This is a genomic window from Hydrogenophaga sp., from assembly GCF_051858985.1.
GTDB lineage: Bacteria > Pseudomonadota > Gammaproteobacteria > Burkholderiales > Burkholderiaceae_C > Hydrogenophaga.
This window is the reverse complement of record NZ_JBHYGM010000003.1, coordinates 487,197-502,141: the sequence shown is the minus strand read 5'-3', so window position 1 is coordinate 502,141 and position 14,945 is coordinate 487,197. Positions and strand designations below refer to the sequence as shown.

The following is a 14,945-nucleotide window of genomic DNA, read 5'->3' as shown; positions in this document are numbered from 1 at the left end:
TCACTTGCTCAAGGACTTGCCGTGCTCGGGCGCGGGCCACAAGCCTTTGGGACGGATGAGCATGACCACGACCATGGCCAGCGCAATGAGCAGCTGGCGCAGGATCTCGGGCGCCAGGCGCCCGTCGGTCATGGCCGTGAGTGGATGGGCCACATGGCGCAGCAGCTCTGGCAGTCCGGCCAGCAGCAGGGCCCCCAGGATCACGCCTGGAATGTGGCCAATGCCCCCGAGCACCACCATCGCCACCACCATCACCGACTCCATCAAGGAGAAGGACTCCGGCGAGACGAAGCGCTGGAACGATGCGAACAACACGCCGGAGACGCCGCCGAAGGAAGCGCCCATGCCAAAGGCCAGCAGCTTGAGGTTGCGGGTGTTCAGGCCCATGGCCTTGGCAGCGATCTCGTCTTCACGGATGGCCATCCAGGCACGGCCGATGCGCGAATCCTGCAGGCGGTAGGAAATGATCACCGCCAGCACCACGAAGAACAGGAACAGGTAGTAATACAGCGTGACCGGCTGGAAGGTGTAGTCGCCAATGGTGAGCCGCTTGCCCAGGTCCAGCCCGAACACCGAGATCGTGTCGATCTGGCTGATGCCTTTGGGCCCGTTGGTGATGTTCACCGGGCGGTCCATGTTGAGCAGGAAGATGCGGATGATCTCGCCAAAGCCCAGCGTGATGATGGCCAGGTAGTCGCCACGCAGCTTCAGCGTGGGCGCTCCGAGGATCATGCCCACCACGCCCGCGATCACCGCCGCCAGGATCATCACCCACCAGATGCTGTAGTGCAGCCCATCCGGGAACATGGCCTGGATGGCGGGGAACGTGTTGGCCAGGTGAGGCGAACCCAGCAGGGCAAAGACGTAGGCGCCCACCGCGAAGAACGCGATGTACCCCAGGTCCAGCAGGCCCGCGTAGCCCACCACGATGTTCAGGCCCAGAGCCAGCAGAACATAGAGCAGCGCAATGTCCAGGATGCGGACCCAGGAGTTGCTGCCGGTGGATTGCAGGATGATGGGCAACAGCAGCAAGGCTGCGGCCGCGATCAGGAAGACGATGAGTTTGCCGGTTTTCGTGTTCATCATGGTGCTTCTCCTTGCGGTCAGGCGCGGTCTGCCACGCGTTCACCCAGCAGGCCCGAGGGGCGCAGCGTGAGGACGATGGCCAGCACGATGAAAGCGAAGATGTCGGTGTACTGGCTGCCCAGCACACCGCCGGTCAGCTTGCCCAGGTAGCCGGCACCGAGCGACTCGATCAGACCCAGTGCGATGCCACCGACCACTGCGCCAGCCAGGTTGCCGATGCCACCCATGACGGCGGCCACGAAGGCCTTGAGCCCGGGCATGAAGCCCATCGCGTGCTGCACCGTGCCGTAGTTGGAAGCCCACATCACGCCGGCAATCGCCGCGAGCATCGCGCCGATGATGAAGGTGGCCGAGATGACCACGTCGGGCTTGATGCCCATGAGCGCAGCGACGCGCGGGTTTTCTGCCGTGGCGCGCATGGCCCGGCCGAGGTTCGTGCGGTTGACCAGCCACATCAGGAACGCGAGCGTCACGGCCGTGGTGGCCAGGATGACGACCTGGGTGACCGACACCACCGCGCCAGCGAATTCGATCGGCTCACGCGAGAGCATCGAGGGATAGGACTTCGGATTCGGGGCCCAGATGATCATGGCAAACGTCTGCAGCAGAAGCGACATGCCGATCGCCGTGATGAGGGGAGCGAGCCGGTTCGAGTTGCGCAGCGGCCGGTAGGCGAGCTTCTCGATCGAGAAGTTCAGGACCGCGCAGACCACCATGGCGATGATGGTGGCGAAAAGGAGGACCAGCCAGGTCGGCAGGCCAGTGGAGGCGTCCATCATCCAGCCGATGACGGTCCAGCTGGTCAGGGCCCCCACCATCAGCACGTCGCCGTGCGCAAAGTTGATCAGCCCGATGATGCCGTAGACCATGGTGTAACCCAGGGCCACGAGCGCATACATGCTGCCCAGCACCAGACCGTTGATGATCTGCTGAAGCAATACTTCCATGAAGGTTCTCCGTGTTTGTGATCAGCCACTTGCGTTGTGCGCCATGGCCTGCTTCAACCTAGCAAAAAACCCGCCAGACTCGACCTTGTAACAGGACAGACTGCGGGTTGGTGGGCGATTGTAGCGAGGCGTTTTGGGGCCCCCCATGCGTGTAAGCCCTTAACGGGCGCGGGTTTACCCTGAATTCACCCAGGGCAGGACCACAGCATCAGAGGGTCAGGCGTTCCATTAGTTATTTTGATCGTTGCGCCGCTTGAGCTCACGCAACTTATCACCAATGCGCAGTTCCAGGCCACGATCCACCGGCTTGTAGAAACCAGGTTCTGGCATGCCTTCTGGCAGGTAACTCTCACCTGCGGCAAATCCGCCGTCCTCATCGTGCGCGTATCGATACCCCTTGCCGTAGTCGAGCGACTTCATGAGTTTCGTCGGCGCGTTGCGCAGGTGCATGGGCACAGGACGCGTGCCATCCTTCTTGACGAACGCCTTGGCCGCGTTGAAGGCCTTGTACACCGCGTTGGACTTGGGGGCGACGGCCAGATAGACCACGCATTCCGCCAGCGCCAGTTCGCCTTCCGGACTGCCCAGCCGTTCGTAGACTTCGGCCGCATCCAGCGCCAGGCGCAAGGCGCGCGGGTCCGCCAGGCCGATGTCTTCGCTGGCCATGCGGATGAGGCGTCGCGCCATGTAGCGGGGGTCTGCGCCGCCGTCCAGCATGCGAACGAGCCAATACAGTGCGGCGTCCGGGTCTGATCCGCGCACGCTTTTGTGCAGCGCGCTGATCGTGTCGTAGAACTGCTCGCCGCCTTTGTCGTAACGCCGCATGCGTTCGCCCAGCACCTTGAGCAACCAGGCATCGGTGACTTCGGCCAGTTTCTCGCTATCGGCCGCCACCGCGAGCGTTTCCAGCGTGTTGAGCAAACGGCGCGCGTCGCCGTCTGCGTAGGCAATGAGCCGGTCGACCGCCGCTTCCTCCACCGGCGGCACGGCATCGATCGCGCGTGCCTTGGCCACGATCTGGCGCAGATCGTCTTCGGTGAGGGGTTGCAACACGTACACCGCTGCGCGGGACAGCAAGGCCGAATTCACTTCAAACGAAGGGTTTTCGGTCGTGGCGCCGATGAAGGTGAACAGGCCACTTTCCACATGGGGCAGAAAGGCGTCCTGCTGGCTCTTGTTGAACCGGTGCACCTCGTCCACGAACAGGATGGTGCGTTGCGACGCAAGCCCGCTGCGGGCCGCTTCCGCACGTTCCACGGCCTCACGGATGTCCTTCACACCGCCCAGCACCGCGCTGATGGTGATGAACTGGGCATCAAAGGCATCTGCCATCAGTCGCGCGATGGTCGTCTTGCCCACGCCGGGTGGCCCCCAGAGGATGCAACTGTGCGGCTGGCCCGATTCGAACGCCAGCCGCAAGGCCATGCCTTCACCCAGCATGTGCTGCTGGCCGATGACATCGGCCAGCGTGCGCGGGCGCAAGCGCTCGGCCAGCGGGACGTGAGCACCGGCCTTGGAGACGGGCATGGAGAGGGCGTCCGGCTAAGGCCGGATCACCGAGGCGCCAGGTGGTGGCTGGAACCTGAAATCGCCCGCCTTCAGCGCCGCGTTGTCGCGCCATTCGCTGAAGGTGAGCACGGAGCGCTGGCCGAGACTGTCCTCGATATCCAGCACCGACAGCTGGCCCTGGCGAAAACCGATGCGCACCATCTGCAACTGGCCGTTGCGGTCCTTCGGCCGAGCCTCCAGCCATTCGAGGCCTTCTCGTGCGGGAGCGGCCTTCAGCTCGAACGATTCCGAGAGGGCCTTCATGTCAGCGCCCGAGGCAATGAGCGCCGCAGGCGTGCTGCCCAGTGCATCCTTTTGCGACCGCGAGGTCACCTGGTTCAGGTCGACGTCGTGCAGCCAGAGCGTCTGCCCGTCGGCCACGATGGTCTGCTCGAAGGGTTTGGTGTACTGAAACCGAAAAAGGTTGGGCCGCAGGAATTCGAAGCGGCCGGTGGAGGTCTTGCTTCGCGCGGTGGTCTCGTTGCTCCGCTTGGGCGACGTCACCACCTGGGTGAAGCTGGCCTGCGCACTGTTGACCTCACGCAGGAACTTCTCCAGGTCCTGCATGCCGTCGGCCTGAGCGCCAAAACTCGACCAGGCGAGGACGCCGGCAAGAAAAAGTTGTTTCATCATGAGGTGTGTGATCCGTTTGCGCCCACTTGGTTGCAGGCCAGCATCCTTCAATCGCCGCGCGAGGGCATGAGGATGTCGCGCTGGCCACTGGACGTCAGCGCACTTACCAGCCCGGCTTTTTCCATGTCTTCCAGCAGGCGGGCAGCGCGGTTGTAACCAATCTTGAGCTTGCGCTGCACGTAAGAGATGCTGGCCTTGCGGTCCTTGAGCACGATTTCCACGGCCTGGTCGTAGAGCGCATCCTTCTCGCCGCCGGTATCGCCGCCCTCTGCGAACAAGTCACCGCCCTCGCCATCACCGGCGCTGCCTTCCAGCACGCCATCGATGTAGTTGGGCTCACCGCCCTGCTCTTTCAGATAGGCCACCACACGGTGCACTTCGTCGTCGCTGACAAAAGCGCCGTGGACCCGGATCGGGAAACCCGTGCCCGAAGGCATGTAGAGCATGTCGCCCATGCCCAGCAGGCTCTCGGCACCCATCTGGTCCAAGATGGTTCGGCTGTCGATCTTGCTGCTGACCTGGAACGACAGGCGCGTGGGAATGTTTGCCTTGATGAGGCCGGTGATCACGTCCACGCTGGGACGCTGGGTGGCAAGGATGAGGTGAATGCCCGCCGCGCGCGCCTTCTGCGCCAGGCGGGCGATGAGTTCCTCGATCTTCTTGCCCACCACCATCATCAGGTCAGCCAGTTCATCGATGACCACCACGATGTAAGGCAGGCGTTCCAGCGGTTCGGGCTGCTCCGGCGTGAGGCTGAATGGGTTGCCGATGATTTCGCCACGTGCCGTGGCCTCGTCGATCTTGGTGTTGAAGCCGGCGAGGTTTCGAACGCCCATCTTGCTCATGAGCTTGTAGCGCTTCTCCATCTCTGCCACGCACCAGTTGAGCCCGTTGGCCGCGTGCTTCATGTCCGTGACCACGGGCGCCAGCAGGTGCGGGATGCCTTCGTAAACGCTCATTTCGAGCATCTTGGGATCGATCAGCAACAGTCGCACATCGCGGGCATCGGCCTTGTACAGCAGCGACAGGATCATGGCATTGATACCAACCGACTTGCCCGAACCGGTGGTGCCTGCGACCAGGCAATGCGGCATCTTGGCAAGATCCGCCACGATGGGCTGTCCGCCAATGTCTTTGCCCAGTCCCATGGTCAACATGGACTTGGCGTCGTTGTAGACCTGGGAGCCCAGGATCTCGCTGAGCTTGATGGTCTGGCGCTTGGCGTTGGGCAGCTCCAGGGCCATGAGGTTCTTGCCTGGAATGGTCTCGATCACGCGGATCGACACCAGCGAGAGCGAGCGAGCGAGATCGCGCCCCAGATTGACGATCTGCGAACCCTTCACACCGGTGGCGGGTTCGATTTCGTAGCGCGTGATCACCGGTCCAGGCGCCGCCGCCACCACCCTCACCTCGACGCCGAAATCCTTGAGCTTCTTTTCGATCAGGCGACTGGTCATTTCCAGCGTCTGGCTGTCCACACCCGCCTGGTGCAGCGGGGCGCTGTCGAGCAGATCCACCTGCGGCAACTTGCTGTCGGGCATCTCGGCAAAAAGTGGTTTCTGGCGCTCTTTGGCCACACGCTCGCTCTTGGGGACGTCGACCAGCGTCGGCTCGATCACCACCGGTGTGGGGTGCAGTTCCTCGATTTCGACGCGTTCAACCTTGACCACCTCTTCGCGCTCGCGGGCCGCCATCTCGCCGATGCGCTGGTCTTCCACCGCCTCGCGCTTTTCACGGCGCGCCTCGAACCATCCGTCCAGGGTGTGGCCCACCACCTCTGCCCAGTGGCCCCACGAAAACCGAAACACCGCTGGCAGGCAGGCCAGCAGGAGGGCGAGCATGGCGATCGCAGCGCCGTTGAAGCCGAGCCATCGCGTGGCCACGGGTCCGAGCGCATGACCTAGCACACCACCCGCATGGTCCGGCAGCAGCGCCTCGAGGCGGTACAACCGGCTCCATTCCAGCACCGTGCTGGCCACGAGCAACATCACCAGGCCCACCGCGTACAAGCCACGCCGCGCCCAAGGTCGCTGCCAGGGTCGCAAGGCTGCGAGTTCCTGGGCGGTCGGGCCTTGCATCCCACGGATCCAGCGCGCGAGGGCGGACAACCACGCTCTCACCCCCGCCACAAAACACCACCACACTGAAAAGCCCAGCAGGTAGTAGCTACCGTCGGACAAAAGCGCACCCAGACGGCCCCCCCAGTTGCTCACATCGGCAGAAGTCCCAGTCGTGCTCCATGCCGGGTCGGACAGCGAGTGACTCAACAGCGCGAGGAGCCAGAACAGCAACGCGGCAGCCCCCAGCACGAGCACGATCTCCTGGGCAAAGCGCGACACACCGACCGCAGGCGACGCGCTGCGATCGGCATTGAGTGTGTTCAGTGAATAGGTCATGAGCCTGACGGATTTCCTGCCGCAAGCTTACCCCATGCAGGGGTCGGGACCGGGCGCCAAAAGGGCGCCCTTTGCGGGTCCAGCGGGCCTCAGCCCAGCGAGTTGAGACGTTCCTTGATGATCGTGCTGCCATCCTCGGCCAGCTCGATGAATCCTCGGTCTTCGAGGTCCTTCATCACACGGCTGACCATCTCGCGCGAAGCACCGATCATCTTGGCCACGTCCTGGCGCGAAACGCGGTCCTTGATGACAAGCTGGCCATCCTTGTCGGGCCGGGCGAACTCCAGCAGGGCACGCGCGACGCGGCCATACACGTCCATCAGCGCGAGCGATTCGATTTTCCGGTCGGCGTGGCGCAGACGCTGCACCAGACCCTTCATCACGGCGTATGCCATCGAGGTGTTCTCGGGCAGGCAACGCGCAAATTCGGTGCGGCCCAGGATCAGCACGTCGGTCTGGACCTCGGCCTTCACCGTGGCGGAATGCGGCTGGTTGTCGATCAGGCTCATCTCGCCCACGTAATCGCCCGGATTCATGGTGGCCAGGATCACCTCACGACCACGCGTGTCCGTGGTCACCACGCGGGCGCGCCCGGTGAGAACGATGGCCAGGCAGTTCGATTTTTTGCCTTGTTCGACGATGCACTCGCCGCGCTTGAAGCGCCGCTTGATGACGGAATCGGCAACCGCCTCGGCCTGCGCCTGCGTCAGTGTGGAGAACAACGGCACTCGACGGATGAGATCGAGATTGGACAGAAGGGACATGCGTGTATTCCTTGGTTCAGCCAGCGCAGCGGGCGCTCTTTCATACAATGACCTTCGCACATCGGGCTCGGCACAGGGCTGTTTTTTGGCCTGATCGCGCCCATATACCCTACTACTCTAAACCACTTGGCTCCAATTCCGATGGGGCTCGCCACATGAAACACGCGAAAGTACTCATCCTCGGATCGGGCCCAGCGGGCTACACGGCCGCTGTTTACGCCGCACGCGCCAACCTCAACCCGGTCCTCATCACCGGCATCGCCCAGGGCGGCCAGCTCATGACCACCACGGACGTGGACAACTGGCCTGCCGACGCCGAAGGGGTGCAGGGTCCCGACCTGATGCAGCGCTTCCTTTCGCATGCCGAGCGCTTCAAGACCGAGATCATCTTTGATCACATCAACGCCGTGGATTTCAGCAAGCGGCCTTTCGTGCTCAAGGGCGACAGTGGCGAGTACAGCTGCGATGCGCTCATCATCGCCACCGGCGCGTCGGCCAAATACCTGGGCCTGCCCTCGGAAGAATCCTTCATGGGCAAGGGCGTGTCGGGCTGCGCAACCTGCGACGGCTTCTTCTACCGCGAACAGGAAGTCAGCGTGGTGGGTGGAGGCAACACGGCCGTCGAAGAGGCCCTCTACCTCTCCAACATCGCCAGCAAGGTCACCCTCGTTCACCGTCGCGACACCTTCAAGGCCGAGGCCATCCTGGTTGACAAGTTGATGGACAAGGTGGCCGCAGGCAAGATCGAACTCAAACTGCACAGCACGCTCGATGAGGTCCTTGGCGACCAGACCGGCGTGACCGGCGTTCGGCTCAAGAGCGTGAAAACCGGCGCCACTGAAGACGTGGCCGTCAAGGGCTGCTTCATTGCCATCGGCCACCAGCCCAACACCGACATCTTCAAGGGACAGCTCGACATGAAGGACGGGTACATCACCACCCGCTCCGGCCTGCAGGGCATGGCCACCATGACCAGCGTGCCCGGCGTGTTCGCAGCCGGGGACGTGCAGGACCATGTCTACCGACAGGCCATCACCAGCGCCGGGACGGGCTGCATGGCCGCGCTCGACGCCCAGCGTTTTCTGGAGCAGGAACCGGCCTGACCCCACGGGCTGGGCAGTTCCCTCCAGGTTGGTTATAATTGTCGGCTTTGCTGACAAAGCCCGGTACGACCGGGGTTGACGCAGATTTCGGGTTACCGCCACCCTTTCCTGGCGAGGTGAGGCTGATGGGCTCAGCCGGATAGGCATCCGGTTCGCGGTCACCAGCTGTTTGAAAATGATCGGAGTGTCCTCATGGCACGCGTCTGCGACGTTACGGGCAAGAAGCCCATGGTCGGGAACAATGTTTCCCACGCCAACAACAAAACCAAGCGCCGGTTCCTGCCGAACCTGCAATACCGCCGTTTCTGGGTCGAGACTGAAAACCGCTGGGTGCGCCTGCGCGTCTCCGGCGCCGCGCTCCGCCTGATCGACAAAAACGGCATTGATGCCGTGCTCGCCGACCTGCGCGCACGTGGTCAGGCTTAAGGAGAACCGAACATGGCAACCAAAGGCTCACGCGAAAAGATCAAGCTGGAATCCACTGCTGGTACCGGCCACTTCTACACCACCACCAAGAACAAGAAGACCACGCCTGACAAGATGCTGATCAAGAAATTTGATCCCAAGGCACGCAAGCACGTGGACTACAAGGAAATCAAGCTCAAGTAACCGAGCGATTGCCCAACAAAAAACCCGCTGTGGAAACAGCGGGTTTTTTGTTGTCCGGAGAAGAACCGGTTCAAGCGTGAGCGGAGCGCAGGCGAATGGAGAAATCGCGCAGCGCGGCGATGCCGCTTTCCTCTGCGCGGCGGCACCAGGCCTGCAGGTCGGTCGCCAGTTGCTCTCGCGTCGAATGGGTGCTGGACCACAAGGCACGCAACTCTTCACGCATGGTCACCATCTTGTCGAGCACCGGGTGCTCTGCGCGCACCTGGGCGAGCTGGGGCTTGACGTTGGCCGGCACCTTGTCGTCGTCGCGGTGCAGCCAGCGGCGCGCCGACTGCAGCACAGTGGCATCGCTCCGGCTGCTCTTCAGGTTGTCGAGTTCCCGCTTGCAGGCCGCGCGCATTTCACGGGCGTAGCCAGCCATGACCTCATAGCGGTTGGCGATGATGGCTTCCAGCGTCTTCTCGTCAGCCACGGCCCGCACGGCGCCATAAGCCATCTTGGGTGGCAACTTCTTCACCGACGCCAGGCCCACCGAGCGCAGGATGCTGATGTACATCCAGCCGATGTCGAATTCATAAGACTTCACGGAGAGCTTGGCCGACGTCGGGTAAGTGTGGTGGTTGTTGTGCAGTTCCTCGCCACCGATCAGGATGCCCCAGGGCGAGACGTTGGTGCTCGCGTCGGCGGCTTCGAAATTGCGGTAGCCCCACCAGTGGCCAATGCCATTGATGATGCCGGCGGCCGTGACCGGGATCCAGATCATCTGGATCGCCCAGACCGTCAGGCCCAACGCGCCGAAGAGGGCCACGTCGATGATGAGCATGAGACTCACACCCAGCTTGGACTGACCGGTGTACAGGTGCTTTTCAATCCAGTCGTTGGGCGTGTTGTGCCCGTAGCGATCCAGCGTTTCCTGATTCTTGGCTTCCTGGCGGTACAGCTCGCTGCCTTCGTAGAACACCTTCTTGATGCCGAACACCACCGGGCTGTGCGGGTCCCCTTCGTGTTCGCACTTGGCGTGGTGCTTGCGGTGAATGGCAGTCCATTCCTTGGTGACCATGCCCGTGGTCATCCAAAGCCAGAAGCGGAAGAAATGCGAGGCGATCGGGTGCAGGTCCAGCGACCGGTGAGCCTGGTGGCGGTGCAGGTAGATGGTGACGCTGGCGATGGTCACGTGCGCGAGGATGAGGGCGACGATGATGGCCTGCCACCAAGTGGCACCCGTCAAGCCCTGGTCCAGGAACCGGACCAGACCATCCCAAAGCGGCAAGAAGACCTCGAAAACAGATGAAGACATTGAATTCCTAAAGGAGCGCCCGGAGCTTCCCGACGTGACAGGCCCGGCCCCAGGCGCGGGAGCCGGCAAAACACCCCTATTTTAAGGGAGGGGTGGGAAATCGCCAACAAGGAGTCCCCACGATGTGGAAGCTGCAAACAGAGATGGGTCGATTTCGGCCCGTTTCAAGGCTTTTTCCGCCAGACGGCCGCGAAGAAGCCGTCAGTTGAGTGCAAATGTGGCCACAAACGCAGATGCTGCCCAGAATTTCCTGCACACAACGCATGGGCTTGCCCTACATGAAGCGCCTCCAGCAATTCCCTGACGGACAAAGGCTCGAATTCGGAATGGGCGCCCGAAAACGCGCCAGCCACTGCCTCGTTCTCGTCCGGGAGCAAGCTGCAGGTGGCATACACGAGTCGTCCACCTGGCTTAAGCAGGCGCGCAGCGCTGGTCAGGATGGCCTTTTGCAGTTCTGCGTGCGCGGCCACGGTCTGGGGCGTCTGGCGCCATTTCAGGTCGGGATGGCGTCTCAGGGTCCCGAGGCCGGAACACGGGGCATCCACCAGCACCCGGTCGATCTTGCCGGCCAGGCGTTTGATCCGGTCGTCGCGCTCGTGTGCAATGGCGACCGGGTGGACGTTGGAGAGTCCGCTGCGGGCCAGGCGCGGCTTGAGGGCGTCGAGCCGGTGCCCGGAAGTGTCGAAGGCGTAGAGCCGGCCGCTGTTGCGCATGGCCGCACCAATGGCCAGCGTCTTCCCGCCTGCGCCCGCGCAGAAGTCGACCACCATCTCGCCGCGCTTGGCATCCAGCAACAGGGCGAGCAATTGCGAGCCTTCGTCCTGCACCTCGATCTCGCCATTCACGAAGGCGGGCAGTTTCGCGAGGGAAGGCTTGCCGGCCAGGCGAATGCCCAGCGGTGAATAGGGGGTGGCTTCGGCGTCCAGACCCGCCTGGCGGATGGACGCCAGCGCTGCGTCGCGTTTGGACTTGAGAAGGTTCACACGCAGGTCCAGCGGCGCGGCCTGGTTCAGGCTGGCCACCAAAGCATCAAAATCGTTGCCCACCTGTGCACCCAGTGCAGTCGCCAGCCAGTCTGGCAGGTTGTGCCGGTGTTGCGACATCAGATCGGCGTCGGACACCGCGTCGCAATGGTCGAGCCAGGTCTTTTCCGCGTCGTTCAGCGTGCTCTTGACAAAGGCGCGATCCCCGGGAAAGGCGAGGATCGCCAGCCGCCGCCATTTGGATCCGCTGCCCGAACGCGCCAGCCATTCCAGTTTCAGGCGCTGGCGCAGGATGGCATAGACGCTGTCGGACAGCGTGGAGCGTTCGCGCGGACCAAGCGAACGGTTCTCGCGAAAATGGCGCGCCACCACGGCGTCCGCGGGGTGCTCGAATTTGAAGACCTGCTCGATCAGGGCGGCGCTTTCGTCCAGTAAGGCTTTAGGGTGCATGGGACGTATTGTCCTCCGGGGTGGGCTCGCCGCCGGGCCGCCCCAAGGCGAAACCCGCCCCTCGGGGGCAGCGACCCGCGTAGCGGCGGAGCGTGGGGCACGATAATTCGCGGTTATGTCCGACATCTCCCAACAGGTGCGCCGCCGCCGCACCTTCGCCATCATTTCCCACCCCGACGCCGGCAAGACCACCCTCACCGAAAAGCTGCTGCTGTTCTCGGGCGCCATCAACATTGCCGGCAGCGTGAAGGCCCGCAAGGCTGCACGCCACGCCACCAGCGACTGGATGGAGATCGAGAAGCAGCGTGGCATTTCCGTGGCCTCATCCGTGATGCAGATGGAGTACCGCGATTGCGTGATCAACCTGCTGGACACGCCGGGACACCAGGATTTCAGTGAAGACACCTACCGCGTGCTCACCGCCGTGGACGCTGCGCTGATGGTGATCGACGCGGGCAACGGTGTGGAGCCGCAGACGCGCCGCCTGCTGCAGGTCTGCCGTGCGCGCAACACGCCCATCCTGACCTTCGTCAACAAGATGGACCGCGAGGTACAGGCGCCGCTGGACCTCATGGACGAAATCGAGCGCGAGCTCGGCATGACGGTGGTGCCTTTCACATGGCCTGTGGGCATGGGCAAGACCTTTCGCGGTGTGTTCGATCGACGCACGGACCAGATGCGCGTGTTCGCGGCTGGCGAGGATCGCCGCGGGGGCGACGAGGACGTTCTCGCCGGTCTGGACAACCCCGAGAGCGTCAGGCGCTTCGGCGCCGAGTTCGAGCAGGCGCGCGACGAGCTGGAACTGGTGGCAGGCGCTTCACCTGCCTTCGAGGAGGCCCAGTTCCTCGCCGGCAAGCAGACGCCCATGCTGTTTGGCTCGGCAGTGAACAACTTCGGTGTGCGCGAGGTGCTCGATGCGCTGGTCGACCTGGCGCCACCGCCCGGCGACCGCCCCGCCATCCAGCGCGTGGTGCATCCCGAAGAGCCGAAATTCAGCGGCGTGGTCTTCAAGATCCAGGCCAACATGGACCCGGCCCACCGCGACCGCATTGCCTTCGTGCGGGTCGCCAGCGGCCACTTCGAACGCGGCATGAAGCTCAAGGTGGTGCGCTCGGGCAAAGACCTTCGCCCCAACACCGTGGTGAGCTTTCTCTCGCAGCGGCGCGAACTGCTCGACGAAGCCTTTGCCGGCGACATCATCGGCATCCCGAACCACGGCGTGCTGCAGCTGGGCGACACCCTCACCGAAGGCGAGAGCCTGCAGTTCACCGGCCTTCCCTTCTTCGCACCGGAAATCATCCGCAGCGTGGAAGTGGCCGATCCGCTGCGCAGCAAGCAGTTGCGCGCCGGCCTCACGCAACTGGGCGAAGAAGGCGCGATCCAGGTGTTTCGCCCGGTGGCGGGCTCGGTGCTCCTGCTCGGTGCCGTGGGTCAGTTGCAGTTCGAGGTGGTGGCCCATCGCCTGGAGCACGAATACGGCGTGAAGGCTCGCATCATGAACAGCCCCTACCAGGTGGCGCGCTGGGTGACGTGCGCGCCCGAGGACGGCGGTGACGTCGAGCTCAAGCGTTTCATCGATGCCAACAGCCACCGCGTGGCCCTGGACGCGGTGGATGCGCCCACGCTGCTGGTGGACCATGCGGCCACCCTGCGCGCGGTCGAGACGAACTGGCCGAAGATCAGATTCCACGCGATGCGCGAGCACGCGGGTCTGGTGTTTGCCAAGGGTGTCTGATCAGCCGCCAGCGAGCAGCTTCTCCACAGCGCGTGGATAGATCACGTGCTCCTGCGCCAGCACCCGCGCAGCCAGCGTCTGGGCCGTGTCGCCGCGGATGATGGGCACCACCGCCTGCTCCAGGATCTCGCCGTGGTCGAGTTCGCTGGTCACGCGGTGCACCGTAGCACCCGCAAAGCGGCAGCCCATGTCGATGGCGCGCTGGTGCGTTTTCAGGCCGGTGAAAGCGGGCAGCAGGCTCGGGTGGATGTTGATGAGGCGGTCTTCGAAGTGCTGCACGAAGCCGGGCGTGAGGATGCGCATGAAGCCGGCCAGCACCACGACCGAGGGCTCGTGCCGATCAATTTCATGCATCAAGGCCGCGTCGAATACCTCGCGGCTTTCGAACTGGGTGTGGTCAAGGGCGGCGGTGGCGATGCCCTGCTCGCTGGCCCATGCCAGTCCTTGCGCCGCGACCTTGTTGCTGATCACAGCGGCCACGCGCGCGCCGAACCGCGCTTGCCAGTGGCGCACACGCGCCGCCTCCACGATGGCAGCCATGTTGGAGCCGCTGCCAGAGATCAGAATCACGATGTTCTTGTTCACGCCAGACATGGCCGGGAAGTGTAATGACCCCAGACTCCGCATACCCTCCATCCAACCGCCCACGCGGTCATGATTTTCAGCAGCGCCCGCTCACGCCCGCCGAGGCACGCGTGCTCGGCACGCTCATGGAAAAGGCGCGCACCGTGCCCGACAGCTATCCGCTGACCCTGAATGCGCTGGTCACCGGCTGCAACCAGAAATCCAGCCGCGAACCGGTGATGAGCCTGGCCGATGCGCAGGTGCTGGAAGCGCTGGATGCACTGCGCTCCCTGCACATGGTGCTGGAGGGCAGCGGCAGCCGGGTCACGCGCTACGAGCACAACTTTGCGCGCGCAGCCGGCGTGCCCGAGCAGTCCGCCGTGCTGCTGGGCATGCTGATGCTGCGAGGGCCGCAGACCGCGGGCGAGCTTCGCCTGAACACCGAGCGCTGGTACAAGTTCCTCGACATCGCCTCGGTGGACGGTTTTTTGGAAGAGCTGCAGGATCGCAGCGCCGACAAGGGCGGCCCGCTGGTGGTGAAGCTGCCGCGCGCGCCGGGTGCACGCGAGCAACGCTGGGCCCATCTGCTGTGCGGCCCGGTCGACATGTCCACGCCGGCCGCGGCGGCAACATCCAGCGCCGCCACGGAGGATGAGCTCATCGCCCTCACGCGCCGCGTCGCGGCACTGGAAAACACCGTGGCCGCCTTGCAGGACCAGTTGCAGAATCTGAATGAACAACTCGGCTTGTCGCAGCCCGGACAGCCATAAAACGAACGGTCGTGCGAAACTGGCCGGCGTCGATCAACTTGCCGGCACCCCGTGGTGGCG

Annotated in this window: 14 protein-coding genes; 5 read left to right on the top strand and 9 right to left on the bottom strand. The window is 63.7% G+C overall.

Annotated features, from left to right (window positions below):
- From ACTIEY_RS14770 to ACTIEY_RS14745, 6 genes are all read right to left on the bottom strand, one after another.
- A complete protein-coding gene (locus ACTIEY_RS14770; RefSeq protein WP_439519889.1) occupies nt 1-1,086 on the bottom strand; it encodes a branched-chain amino acid ABC transporter permease in 1,086 nt (361 codons plus the stop codon).
- A 17-nt stretch (nt 1,087-1,103) separates the two neighbouring features.
- Complete coding sequence (locus ACTIEY_RS14765; protein ID WP_439519888.1) at nt 1,104-2,033, bottom strand: branched-chain amino acid ABC transporter permease; 930 nt, start codon at nt 2,031-2,033, stop codon at nt 1,104-1,106.
- A gap of 228 nt (nt 2,034-2,261) precedes the next feature.
- The gene (locus tag ACTIEY_RS14760; protein ID WP_439519887.1) at nt 2,262-3,560 is read right to left on the bottom strand and encodes a replication-associated recombination protein A; all 1,299 of its coding nucleotides are present in this window, start codon (nt 3,558-3,560) and stop codon (nt 2,262-2,264) included.
- 15 nt (nt 3,561-3,575) lie between these two features.
- Complete coding sequence (gene lolA / locus ACTIEY_RS14755; protein ID WP_439520301.1) at nt 3,576-4,211, bottom strand: outer membrane lipoprotein chaperone LolA; 636 nt, start codon at nt 4,209-4,211, stop codon at nt 3,576-3,578.
- Nucleotides 4,212-4,261: 50 nt separating this feature from the next.
- A complete protein-coding gene (locus tag ACTIEY_RS14750; RefSeq protein WP_439519886.1) occupies nt 4,262-6,610 on the bottom strand; it encodes a DNA translocase FtsK in 2,349 nt (782 codons plus the stop codon).
- A gap of 89 nt (nt 6,611-6,699) precedes the next feature.
- Nucleotides 6,700-7,374: a Crp/Fnr family transcriptional regulator gene (locus ACTIEY_RS14745; RefSeq protein ID WP_086125474.1), complete on the bottom strand. Its 675-nt coding sequence runs from the start codon at nt 7,372-7,374 to the stop codon at nt 6,700-6,702.
- A 155-nt stretch (nt 7,375-7,529) separates the two neighbouring features.
- Between ACTIEY_RS14745 and trxB the strand changes: the two genes are divergently transcribed.
- The 3 genes from trxB to rpmG all read left to right on the top strand — a co-directional run bounded on the left by trxB (nt 7,530) and on the right by rpmG (nt 9,086).
- Nucleotides 7,530-8,477: a thioredoxin-disulfide reductase gene (gene trxB, locus ACTIEY_RS14740; RefSeq protein ID WP_439519885.1), complete on the top strand. Its 948-nt coding sequence runs from the start codon at nt 7,530-7,532 to the stop codon at nt 8,475-8,477.
- Nucleotides 8,478-8,669: 192 nt separating this feature from the next.
- On the top strand, nt 8,670-8,903 hold the full coding sequence (gene rpmB / locus ACTIEY_RS14735) for a 50S ribosomal protein L28 (protein ID WP_069045502.1): 234 nt from the start codon (nt 8,670-8,672) through the stop codon (nt 8,901-8,903).
- Nucleotides 8,904-8,915: 12 nt separating this feature from the next.
- The gene (rpmG, locus tag ACTIEY_RS14730; protein WP_086125472.1) at nt 8,916-9,086 is read left to right on the top strand and encodes a 50S ribosomal protein L33; all 171 of its coding nucleotides are present in this window, start codon (nt 8,916-8,918) and stop codon (nt 9,084-9,086) included.
- Nucleotides 9,087-9,156: 70 nt separating this feature from the next.
- On the opposite strand, the gene ACTIEY_RS14725 is transcribed toward rpmG, so the two are convergent.
- Together ACTIEY_RS14725 and ACTIEY_RS14720 are read right to left on the bottom strand one after the other, a co-directional pair.
- Complete coding sequence (locus tag ACTIEY_RS14725; protein ID WP_439519884.1) at nt 9,157-10,383, bottom strand: DesA family fatty acid desaturase; 1,227 nt, start codon at nt 10,381-10,383, stop codon at nt 9,157-9,159.
- Nucleotides 10,384-10,547: 164 nt separating this feature from the next.
- Entirely contained in the window at nt 10,548-11,816 is a 1,269-nt protein-coding gene (locus tag ACTIEY_RS14720; RefSeq protein WP_439520300.1) for an RsmB/NOP family class I SAM-dependent RNA methyltransferase, read from the bottom strand.
- A 115-nt stretch (nt 11,817-11,931) separates the two neighbouring features.
- Between ACTIEY_RS14720 and ACTIEY_RS14715 the strand changes: the two genes are divergently transcribed.
- Complete coding sequence (locus tag ACTIEY_RS14715; RefSeq protein WP_439519883.1) at nt 11,932-13,551, top strand: peptide chain release factor 3; 1,620 nt, start codon at nt 11,932-11,934, stop codon at nt 13,549-13,551.
- On the opposite strand, the gene purN is transcribed toward ACTIEY_RS14715, so the two are convergent.
- A complete protein-coding gene (gene purN, locus ACTIEY_RS14710) occupies nt 13,552-14,145 on the bottom strand; it encodes a phosphoribosylglycinamide formyltransferase (RefSeq protein WP_439519882.1) in 594 nt (197 codons plus the stop codon). It abuts the gene before it with no gap.
- Nucleotides 14,146-14,159: 14 nt separating this feature from the next.
- Between purN and ACTIEY_RS14705 the strand changes: the two genes are divergently transcribed.
- Entirely contained in the window at nt 14,160-14,885 is a 726-nt protein-coding gene (locus ACTIEY_RS14705; protein WP_439519881.1) for a YceH family protein, read from the top strand.
- The last annotated feature ends 60 nt before the right edge of the window (nt 14,886-14,945 follow it).

Coding starts and splice junctions, on each gene's coding strand:
- trxB (WP_439519885.1), top strand. CDS start 7,530: ATGAAACACGCGAAAGTACTCATCCTCGGATCGGGCCCAGCGGGCTAC.
- ACTIEY_RS14705 (WP_439519881.1), top strand. CDS start 14,160: ATGACCCCAGACTCCGCATACCCTCCATCCAACCGCCCACGCGGTCAT.
- rpmG (WP_086125472.1), top strand. CDS start 8,916: ATGGCAACCAAAGGCTCACGCGAAAAGATCAAGCTGGAATCCACTGCT.
- purN (WP_439519882.1), bottom strand. CDS start 14,145: ATGTCTGGCGTGAACAAGAACATCGTGATTCTGATCTCTGGCAGCGGC.
- ACTIEY_RS14725 (WP_439519884.1), bottom strand. CDS start 10,383: ATGTCTTCATCTGTTTTCGAGGTCTTCTTGCCGCTTTGGGATGGTCTG.
- lolA (WP_439520301.1), bottom strand. CDS start 4,211: ATGAAACAACTTTTTCTTGCCGGCGTCCTCGCCTGGTCGAGTTTTGGC.
- ACTIEY_RS14765 (WP_439519888.1), bottom strand. CDS start 2,033: ATGGAAGTATTGCTTCAGCAGATCATCAACGGTCTGGTGCTGGGCAGC.
- ACTIEY_RS14715 (WP_439519883.1), top strand. CDS start 11,932: ATGTCCGACATCTCCCAACAGGTGCGCCGCCGCCGCACCTTCGCCATC.
- ACTIEY_RS14770 (WP_439519889.1), bottom strand. CDS start 1,086: ATGATGAACACGAAAACCGGCAAACTCATCGTCTTCCTGATCGCGGCC.
- ACTIEY_RS14750 (WP_439519886.1), bottom strand. CDS start 6,610: ATGACCTATTCACTGAACACACTCAATGCCGATCGCAGCGCGTCGCCT.
- ACTIEY_RS14720 (WP_439520300.1), bottom strand. CDS start 11,816: ATGCACCCTAAAGCCTTACTGGACGAAAGCGCCGCCCTGATCGAGCAG.
- ACTIEY_RS14745 (WP_086125474.1), bottom strand. CDS start 7,374: ATGTCCCTTCTGTCCAATCTCGATCTCATCCGTCGAGTGCCGTTGTTC.
- ACTIEY_RS14760 (WP_439519887.1), bottom strand. CDS start 3,560: ATGCCCGTCTCCAAGGCCGGTGCTCACGTCCCGCTGGCCGAGCGCTTG.
- rpmB (WP_069045502.1), top strand. CDS start 8,670: ATGGCACGCGTCTGCGACGTTACGGGCAAGAAGCCCATGGTCGGGAAC.